Source organism: Campylobacter concisus (genome assembly GCF_902460715.1).
Lineage (GTDB): Bacteria > Campylobacterota > Campylobacteria > Campylobacterales > Campylobacteraceae > Campylobacter_A > Campylobacter_A concisus_AK.
Genome location: NZ_CABPUX010000002.1, coordinates 536,142 through 545,561, shown reverse-complemented (window position 1 = coordinate 545,561; position 9,420 = coordinate 536,142). Strand labels below are relative to the sequence as shown.

Below are 9,420 nucleotides of genomic sequence, written 5' to 3'. Positions count from 1 at the left end.
GTTATAAACACAAGCGATACAAAATCAAGCGTAGATGATGGCAAAAAGATCCGCCAAAATGTACTTAGATTTAAAATCCCTTACTTCACAACTATCCGTGCAGCACTCGCAGCTGCTAAGTCGCTAAGCACAGTTCAAACTGGCAAAGCACTTGAAGTAAAAAGCTTACAAGAGTATCTAAGTGAGAAATGAACCAAAAAGAGTGCGTAGTAGAAGCGTTGGCTAACCTTGGTGGCATGGCAACGCTTTTTGATCTCTATCATAAAACTGATGTGAGTACTTGGGGCAGCAAAACCCCGTTTGCTAGTATAAGACGGATAGTTCAGACTAATAAAGAATTTTATAAGGTCAGAGCTGGGCTTTGGGGACTTTGTGAGCTTACGAGCTTAAGCAAAAAATAGTAATTTTAGTGGCAGTTTTAGCTGCCACTAGCTAAATTTCACTTCTATTTGATTAGTTATTTTTTAAAGCGCTAGCTACCTTTAGAGCGCTTGCAAATGCAAAATGCAAGTTATATCCACCAAGCATACCAGTGATATCTAAAACCTCTCCTATAAAATAAAGCCCTTTTACACTTTTACACTCTAAATTTTCATCTAAAGATATAGTTTTTACACCACCTTTTGTAACTTCAGCCCTTTCAAAGCCAAATGTCCCAGCTGGAGCAAAATGATATGCAAAAAGCCTTTTTATGATACTTTTTTCATCATCATTAAATTCATAATAAGCTCTATCTTTTAAGCCAAAATTTATTAAAAACTCCAGCACAAATCTCTTTGGCAAAGGTAAAACTGAGCTAAGCTGCTTTTTGCCATTTACTAAATTTTCCTCACTAAATTTAGGCAAAAAATTTATGCAAATTCGACCCTTGTGCCAAAAAAGTGAGGCGTTTAGTATCGCTGGACCACTTATTCCTCTATGTGTAAAAAGCACATCGCCACTAAATTTATGGCTCTCGTTTTTGGTATTTATCACTACATCCGCGCTTAGACTAACACCGCTAAGCTCTTTAAACCAAAACTCATCTTTTTGCACGCTAAAGCCAACAAGGGCAGGGGTAGGCGTTGAGAGCTCAAGTCCAAATTCGCTAGCTATCTTGTAGCCAACATCGCTTGCGCCAAGGGCTTTGTAGCTTAGTCCGCCACTTGCGATGACCAAATTTCTAGCTCTAAATTTCTCATCTCTTGTTGAAATTTCAAAAATTTCATCTACTTTTTTGGCGCCAAGAACCTCTTTGTTATAAAAAATCTCTGCATTTTGCCTTTTTAAAAGCAGGCTCAAAACGCTCTTTGCACCGCTATCACAGAAAAATTGATTTTGCTTTTGCTCGCTAAATTTAAGCTCACTAAAAAATTTCAAAACCTGATCAGGGCTTAGTATTTTTAAAATTTGCTCTATAAATTTTTGCTCGCCAAGGTAGTTTTTAGCGCTTACAAAGCGGTTTGTGATGTTGCATCTGCCACCACCGCTTGCTAAGATTTTTTTGCCAGCGCTGCTGTTTTTCTCTAAAATGGCAACCTTTTTACCCTTTAAATTTGCTCCTAAAAAGAGCCCGCTAGCGCCAGCACCAACGATGACGACCTCGTAGATCAAAATTTCAAGCTCTCTTTTAAAGCCGCCTCGCTTGTTAGGCGAGAGTCAAATTTGATCACTTGATTTTTCTCATTTTTGTAATAATCCACCACGCCTTTTTGGCTGTTTAGAAGCTCTAAATTTAAGCTTATTTCTGGGCTTAGGTAGATATTTTTAAAGATTCTTGGATCGCTTAGGCTAAAGAGCAAAACAAGCCAGATCACGCAAAGCACCACGCAGACGATGGCAAGCACTTTAAAGTTAAAGGCGTGCATGATATATCCGCCAAATGCGCCTCCAACGAAGCTTCCAAAGTAGCCAAATGAGTTAAAGATGCCAAGAGCGGTGCCTTTTTGTGAGGATTTTACAAATTTGGTCGCGGTTGATTGCATGATTGGCTCGTGAAGGTTAAAGCCTATAAAAAATATCGCGATGCCAACCACAAAGATAAATTTCGTAAAGCTAAGGGCAAAAATGGCGTAGGTTAGGGCAAAAAGCAATGTGCCGGCTATCAAGATGACCTTGCTAAGCCCCTTGCCATCGCCCAGCGCACCAGCTAACCCCATAGCCAAAAAGCCAAGCACAGCGCCAAGCGTATAGACCTTGTAAAGCTCGCTGCTCTCATAGCCATACTCTTTTACCAAAACGATAGGGATAACCAAAAATGCGATGCTTGTGAGCATCTTTTGCATGAAGGAGGTGAAATTTATGATCATGTAGTCTTTTTGTAAAAATAGCTTGCCAAATGGCACCTTTTCGGCCTTTGTGCTCACTTTTATCTCTTTTGGCACGACGGTGTAGAGTAGCACGACGCAAAGCAAGCTAAGTGCGGCGCTTAGATAAAAAAGGCTTGAAAGCCCGTAGTCCTTGGCAAGAAGCGGTCCAAGCACCATCGAAAGTGTGAAGCTAAGCCCTATAAAAGCGCCCATTATCGCCATGGCTTTTGAGCGGTTTTCTTCAGCCACAAAGTCGCTTATCATCGCAGTTGCCACAGCTCCCACAGCTCCCACACCTTGTAAAAATCTACCAAAAAGCATCGTGTAAATTTCACTTGCCAGCGCGCAGACGATAGAGCCTGCCACAAAGACCAAAAGACCGATGGTTAGGGCTTTTTTGCGGCCGATCTTGTCTGAAAGAGCGCCAAAAGGCACTTGAAATATCATCTGTGAGATCGCATAGACGCCTACTATTAGCCCCACTAAAAACTCATTTGCGCCGCTTAAATTTAGCGCATAGAGGCTAAGAACTGGTAAGACTATGAAAAGCCCAAAAAATCTGCTAGCTACGATAAAAGATAGTGGCAAAACGCTTTTTAACATAAATTTTCCCTTATTTTTAAAAGGACTAAGTTTATCATTTTAACACTAATTTAAATTTAAAAATTTAATCTACTTTTTTGTAAAATACGCCCAAAAATCAAGGAGTTTTGCGATGAAAATCGTGCTTGCGACATCAAATTTAGACAAAGTAAAAGAGATAAAAGAGTTTTTAAAAGGCTATGAAATTTACGCACTAAGCGAGGTTATAAAGCCGTTTGAGATCGTTGAAGATGGTAGCACTTTTCAGCAAAATGCGCTCATAAAGTCAAAAGCAGTTTTTGCAAAGCTTAAAGAGCAAGGGCTTGAGGACGAATTTGTCTCGCTTAGTGATGATAGCGGCATCAGTGTGGATGCACTTGGCGGCGAGCCAGGGATCTACTCAGCGCGCTACTTTGACCTTGATGAAAATGGCAAAGTGTGCGGCAAAAACGCAAATGACGCAAACAATAGAGCAAAGCTGATTAGCAAGCTAAAGGCGCTAAATTTAAAGAGCTCACCAGCTCACTACACCGCCTGTATCGCTATTAGCTCAAAATTTGGCGACTACACGACGCATGGCTTTATGTATGGCGAGGCGATAGATGAGGAGCGCGGCACAAACGGCTTTGGCTACGATGCACTCTTTATCCCAGATGGCTTTACAAAGACGCTTGGCGAGCTAGATAACGAGACAAAGCTTAAAATTTCTCACCGCTCAAAGGGGCTAGAACTTGCAAATTTTGTGCTAAAAAGCCTAAAGAAAAACTACAAATAAGCTATTTTTATGAAGAAAATTTTACTTTTTATATTTCTTGCTTTTGGCATTTTGGTGGCGAGCGAGTATAGGGTGCTTGAGCATAAAAGCATATTTTATAAAGATGAAAATGGCAATGGAAAGATCGACTACATCGCACTTTTTAAGGCAACGGACGAGCTATTTATCTATGCAAAGGCATATCCTTTGAAATTTAAAGATGAGCAGCAAAAGAAGGTGGCGTTTAACGACCTTTTGAAGATTGAGAAAATTTTTGAGTTTATGGAGGAAGAGGGCTTTAGCAAGAGTCTGGGCGGGCAAGAAGGTGAGTATTTTAAAATTTGCCAAGCTAGGATCCACGTGATGAAGCACAACTTTGACGTGCAGGGCGAGGCTAAGAAGGCCGATAAAATTTATGGCGAGCTTATAAATTTGATGCCAAATAATGGGGAAATTTATGCTGAATTTGCTGATTTTTTAGCAAATTCTAACCGCTTGGACCTAGCAGAGCAAAACTATGATAAAGCTCTAAATTTAGGCGTAAAAAGGGCAAATTTAGGTTTTGCACTAGTAAAGCTTGCTAAGATGGATCAAAAAGGCGCGCTGCCACACTTAGAAGAGTATCTAAAAAGCTACGCAGATGATGAGTTTGCCAAGATGCTGGCAAGTTCTATAAAAGAGGGCACGCTAAAGGTAGAGCCCTAGTTAAGCTCCTTTAGCCCCTTGTTGGCTCGCTTTAAAAGATCCAGCGCGCGAGGGTTTTGCTCCTTGCCTTTTAAAATTTCAAGCACTTCTTTGTAGTTTTTGGCGGCTTCGTCCTTTTGATTAAGCTTTACTAGGTCGTTAGCGACTTCTATTAAAAGCTCCGAGCGGACGAGCTCGTTGCCACTTAACTCTGGCGTGATATCAAGTAAATTTAGCGCTAAAATGTGGTTTTCGTAGGCTTTTGCAAAGTCATTTTTAATGTAGTAGGTGCTGCCGATGGACTTTATGCAAAGCAGCTCGTCGCGCATTGGGGCATTTGGCGTGACGTCATAAATTTTTTGAGCTTCATTAAAATTAGCAAGTGCTTCGCCATATCTGCCTAGCGCCTTTTTTGCTGCGCCTATGTTTTGATAAGAGCGAGCTAGTAGTAGTTTGTCACTAACGTTTGCCGCGAGCTCTAGGGCTTTTTGCGAGAGCTCTAGTGCCTTTTGAGGCTCTTTATTTACCATGCAAATGCTGGCGCCATTTATTAGCGAAGTGATCGCCTGCTCGGTGTTGCCCTCTTTTAAGCAGACATCAGTCGCTTGCGTGGCAAAATTTATAGCTCTCTCCAAATTTCTATCACTTTTATAAAACTCATTTACGCTCTCTTGCACTAGCTCGTCGCAGCTACTTGCAAAGAGGCAAATAGGCGCTAAAAATGGCAAAATTTTCTTCATCTCTTTACCTTTAAAATTTGGCTCATTTTACCTTTTGAAGCTAGAAATTTATATTAACTTTGCTAAAATCACTAAAATTTTAAGGAGCCAAAAATGTCAAATATCTTAATCATCGGAGCAGGTGGCGTGAGCCAAGTCGCAACCGTAAAATGTGCGATGAACTCGGACGTTTTTACAAATATCACCCTAGCAAGCCGCACAAAAAGTAAGTGCGACGCGATCGCTAAATTTATAAAAGATCGCCTTGGCGTGCAGATAAATACCGCGCAGATCGACGCTGACGACACGACGGCCGTGGTGGAGCTCATCAAACAAACAAAGGCTGATCTGCTTCTAAACGTCGCGCTGCCGTATCAAGACCTAACCCTTATGGACGCTTGCGTAAAGGCTGGCATACCTTACATCGACACCGCAAACTACGAGCACCCAGACACCGCAAAATTTGAGTACAAACTTCAGTGGGCGAAGGACGCCTACTTCAAAAACGCTGGCACCATGGCGCTTCTTGGCTCTGGCTTTGACCCAGGTGTGACAAACGTATTTTGCGCCTATGCACAGCAAAATTTATTTGACGAGATCCACGAGATCGACATCCTAGACTGCAACGCTGGCGATCACGGATATCCATTTGCGACAAATTTCAACCCAGAGATAAATTTACGCGAAGTTAGCGCAAATGGCCGCTACTGGGAGGCTGGCAAGTGGATCGAGACAAAGCCGATGGAGATCATGTTTAAGTGGGACTACCCAAAAGTTGGTGTCAAAGATAGCTATCTGCTCTATCACGAGGAGCTAGAAAGCTTAGTTAAAAACATCAAAGGACTAAAGAGAATCCGCTTTTTTATGACCTTTGGACAAAGCTACCTAACCCACATGAAGTGCCTAGAAAACGTGGGAATGCTCCGCATCGACGAGGTCGAGCATAACGGCATGAAAATCGTGCCGATCCAGTTTTTAAAGACGCTTCTACCTGACCCTGCAAGCCTTGGCCCACGCACAAAAGGCAAAACAAACATCGGCTGCGTGATACGTGGGCTAAAAGATGGCAAAGAGCGCCAAGTCTATATCTACAACGTCTGCGACCACGAGGCTTGCTACGCCGAGACAGGCGCGCAGGCTGTTAGCTACACCACAGGCGTACCAGCGATGATAGGCTCGCTAATGGTCGCAAAAGGCATCTGGAGCGGCAAAGGCGTCTTTAATATGGAAAATTTCGACGCAAAACCTTTCATGGACGAGCTAAATAAGCAGGGGTTGCCGTGGGAGGTAATCGAAATGAAACCCGGCGAAAGATACGAAGTTTAATTTGGGTTAAATTGTTAAATTAAAAACAAAGGAGTGGAATATGCGCCAAGATGATTTAGTAGATTTTTTATCTAGCTTAGACAAAAAATATATTGATAGTTTAATAGATATCATTACAGATAACGGTGCTGGTAGGGTTGCGTTGGATTCGGCAGTTAAAGATTTTTTGGTCTCTGAAAAAAATAGTGAATTAAAAACTCACTACAAGGGGACTATTAAAGTTTTACTGAACGAATTTTATCATTTTGGAAGCAACTCATTAATGAATGTAGTTAGAAGCCTTACAGCTAAAATAAAATCTGTTGATTATTACGAAATATTAAATGATATATATGAACTGTTTATTTCTAAAGAAAACAAGCTTTCTTGCGAGCAAAAAGAACAAGAAATTTTATTATTTGTTTTGGGGAAAGAATGGCAACAAATATCATTTGAGGATGTGCAAAAAAAGTCTAAAGAAATTGATATTAAGTTTGGAATAAGCTCTGATAAAAAAAGTAAAACTTTTACCAACATAGCATCAAAGTTTAGCACTTTTGTTTTTACAAGAATAAACCCAGCCATTGCAGCAGGTGACGCCATTAGGCAGATATCGTCTCCTGCTCTAAGGATTATTGTGCCTTTTGTGATTCAACTAATGTGGCTTAAAAACAAATCTCAAGATTTAAAACCCCATATTTTCTACACCACAGCCAATTAAGAAAAATGGTATAGAAAAAAACATAAACCAACAAGAATCAAAAAAAGATGATCATATTTCGAAAGGATCTCAGCTTTTAAATAATACCACTGGAGTTATAACCTCAATGGAGTTAGCAAGTGGCAATTATTTACAATGCACAGTAAGTCCAGAACTTTTAGCTAGTGTTAAAGATAATCCAGGACTTTTAAGAGGCGTAATAGTAGAAAATGGCAAAATAGTAGAACATGCAAAATTTTTCAAACCTGAAAATTTGGAAAAAATTGTAGCTTCTGGTGTTTTATTTAATGCGTTATCTACTGTGGTTGCACAAAAACATTTGGCTGATATAAACAATAAACTTTCGTCAATACAAGATGGCATAGATGATATACTAAAAGATATAGAATTTACAGAACAAGGCAGAATAAATGATGCTATTAAAAATTTAGAAAAAGTATCAAAAATCAGCGATATAAAAAATAACCAAGTGGTGCTAAATAGACTACAAGATGACGCAAAAAATTTATCTATGCTTTATGAAACACTTTTTCTAAAAATAAAAGACAATATACAAAATATAAAATACATTGACATTACAGATAAAAAAATAAAGCAAGTTTTTATAAAAATACATAAGTTGGTTGAAAAATATGACGCTTGTATAAAAATTTTATTAAGCATTTATACAATATTGTTTTATGCAACTAAAAATGAATTATTTTATCAAGATATAGAAGGTCTTAAGCAACAGATAAATGATTTTAATGGTTTGTTGAATAATGTTAAAGAAAAGGATAGTTTGTTACAGTCAAACAATCTAAAATTAGCCAATGAGGCATTTTTAGAAAATAGAAAACAAGATTTTAAATATGTTTATAATGGTTTAGAAACCGAGCTAAAACTAGTTAATAAAGAGTATACTTTAGCGCTTGCTATTGAAAACAATGAAGTTATAGATTGTAAGCTTGTAGAGTAGTGATAGTGTGATTATCATCTAAAAATAGCATAGTTGATCTTGTGGCTATGCTATTTTTAAATTTACTTCACTCCACCAAAGCAAATTTTCTAAATTTACGCCCAAAGCTAGTTTTGGGCGCTTGTTGCTGCCAATTTATAAATTTATACTATATTTACGAAATCTTAATCACAGCTAAAAAAGGGGAAATCTTGCAATCAACAAAAACATCTATCTGGTTTTTAGTCATCCTAAGCGGTCTAATGGCCTGCACCTCGCTATCAACGGACGTCTATCTGCCTGCCATGCCTACGATGGAGCGACAGCTTCATGGTGATGCGGAGCTAACGATCACTGGCTTTTTGATCGGTTTTGCCACCATGCAACTCGTTTGGGGGCCCATTAGCGACAGGATAGGGCGAAAACTCCCGCTATTTATCGGTATGGCGTTCTTTGTCGTTGGCTCCATCGGATGTGCCATGTCACAAAGCATGAGCGAAGTGATAATCTGGCGTATCTTTCAAGCCACAGGCGCGTGTGTGGGACCTATGCTTAGCCGTGCGATGATCAGCGATGTTTTTGAAAATAGCGAAGCTGCAAAGATGCTTTCAAACTTAGTCATCATCATGGCTGCAGCTCCTATCATAGGACCGCTGCTTGGTGGCGCATTACTAGAGATTGGCACTTGGCACTGGATATTTTGGCTAATGGCAGCTGCAAGTGCTTTTTTGTTTATCCTTATCTTCTTCTTGCCAGAGACGTTACCACAGCAGAAGCGCTCAAAAGAGCCGATGATAAACTCGTTTAAGAGCTATTTTGTGCTTATAAAAGATGCTAAATTTATGAAATACACTCTAAGTGTAACCTTCTTTTACATCGCAGCATACGCCTTTATAACGGGATCGTCATTTGTTTATATAGATTATTTTGGCATACCGAGCAAGTACTATGGCTTTTTGTTTGGCGTAAATATACTTGGTGTGGCGGCGCTTAGTTTTTTAAACAAGAGCTTGGTCAATAAATTTAGCCTAAATTCGCTTCTTATCACCTCAAGCACAGTTGCCTTTGTCGCTGCGGCTTTGCTTTTAGCGCTTACATTTTTTGGTATCGCCGGAGTTTGGGGCGTTATCATACCTATGTTTTTCATCTTTAGCATGAACGGTATCATCGCCTCTTGCTCAAACGCAGCCGCTCTTAATCAAGTCCCTCAAGAGATGAAAGGCAGAGCAAATGCTCTCATTGGCTCACTGCAATATGGAAGCGGTATCGTCTCATCAGCCATGCTAGCACTCTTTACGACCACGACGCCACTTATCATGTCAGCCATCATCTTTGTCTTTGTATTTTTGTGCTGGCTTGCTGCCTATCTAAACAAATAAACTCTCAAAAGGGCTTAAATGCCCTTTAAATTTAAAGCTATTTCACCTATA

At 39.8% G+C, this 9,420-nt stretch carries 11 protein-coding genes; 8 read left to right on the top strand and 3 right to left on the bottom strand.

Annotated elements, in window-relative coordinates:
- Positions 1–192: hypothetical protein (locus F3G91_RS08545; RefSeq protein WP_149701343.1), on the top strand; the 192-nt coding region annotated here is incomplete at its 5' end.
- Positions 189–401 (top strand): hypothetical protein, encoded by a 213-nt coding sequence (locus F3G91_RS08540; protein WP_188116820.1) that lies wholly within the window; start codon positions 189–191, stop codon positions 399–401. The genes F3G91_RS08545 and F3G91_RS08540, both read left to right, overlap by 4 nt.
- 52 nt (positions 402–453) lie before the next feature.
- On the opposite strand, the gene F3G91_RS08535 is transcribed toward F3G91_RS08540, so the two are convergent.
- Both F3G91_RS08535 and F3G91_RS08530 read right to left on the bottom strand, forming a co-directional pair.
- Positions 454–1,593: a BaiN/RdsA family NAD(P)/FAD-dependent oxidoreductase gene (locus F3G91_RS08535; protein ID WP_149701289.1), complete on the bottom strand. Its 1,140-nt coding sequence runs from the start codon at positions 1,591–1,593 to the stop codon at positions 454–456.
- Positions 1,590–2,891, bottom strand: a complete 1,302-nt coding sequence (locus F3G91_RS08530; RefSeq protein ID WP_149701288.1) for an MFS transporter — start codon at positions 2,889–2,891, stop codon at positions 1,590–1,592. Before F3G91_RS08530 ends, F3G91_RS08535 begins: the two co-directional genes overlap by 4 nt.
- A 112-nt stretch (positions 2,892–3,003) precedes the next feature.
- On the opposite strand from F3G91_RS08530, the gene F3G91_RS08525 reads away from it, so the two are divergent.
- On the top strand, positions 3,004–3,645 hold the full coding sequence (locus tag F3G91_RS08525; protein WP_149701287.1) for a non-canonical purine NTP pyrophosphatase: 642 nt from the start codon (positions 3,004–3,006) through the stop codon (positions 3,643–3,645).
- A gap of 9 nt (positions 3,646–3,654) precedes the next feature.
- A complete protein-coding gene (locus F3G91_RS08520; RefSeq protein WP_149701286.1) occupies positions 3,655–4,329 on the top strand; it encodes a tetratricopeptide repeat protein in 675 nt (224 codons plus the stop codon).
- Here the strand turns inward: F3G91_RS08520 and F3G91_RS08515 are convergent.
- Complete coding sequence (locus tag F3G91_RS08515; RefSeq protein ID WP_149701285.1) at positions 4,326–5,048, bottom strand: tetratricopeptide repeat protein; 723 nt, start codon at positions 5,046–5,048, stop codon at positions 4,326–4,328. The two genes, F3G91_RS08520 and F3G91_RS08515, sit on opposite strands and share 4 nt — an antisense overlap.
- A gap of 93 nt (positions 5,049–5,141) precedes the next feature.
- Between F3G91_RS08515 and F3G91_RS08510 the strand changes: the two genes are divergently transcribed.
- The 4 genes from F3G91_RS08510 (at position 5,142) to F3G91_RS08495 (ending at position 9,369) form a co-directional block, all read left to right on the top strand.
- A complete protein-coding gene (locus F3G91_RS08510; protein ID WP_149701284.1) occupies positions 5,142–6,353 on the top strand; it encodes a saccharopine dehydrogenase family protein in 1,212 nt (403 codons plus the stop codon).
- A 40-nt stretch (positions 6,354–6,393) separates the two neighbouring features.
- Positions 6,394–7,053, top strand: coding sequence for a YaaW family protein (locus F3G91_RS08505; protein ID WP_149701283.1), 660 nt, complete (start codon positions 6,394–6,396; stop codon positions 7,051–7,053).
- A 106-nt stretch (positions 7,054–7,159) separates the two neighbouring features.
- Positions 7,160–8,011, top strand: coding sequence for a hypothetical protein (locus F3G91_RS08500; RefSeq protein WP_149701282.1), 852 nt, complete (start codon positions 7,160–7,162; stop codon positions 8,009–8,011).
- A gap of 191 nt (positions 8,012–8,202) precedes the next feature.
- Positions 8,203–9,369, top strand: coding sequence for a multidrug effflux MFS transporter (locus tag F3G91_RS08495; RefSeq protein ID WP_149701281.1), 1,167 nt, complete (start codon positions 8,203–8,205; stop codon positions 9,367–9,369).
- The last annotated feature ends 51 nt before the right edge of the window (positions 9,370–9,420 follow it).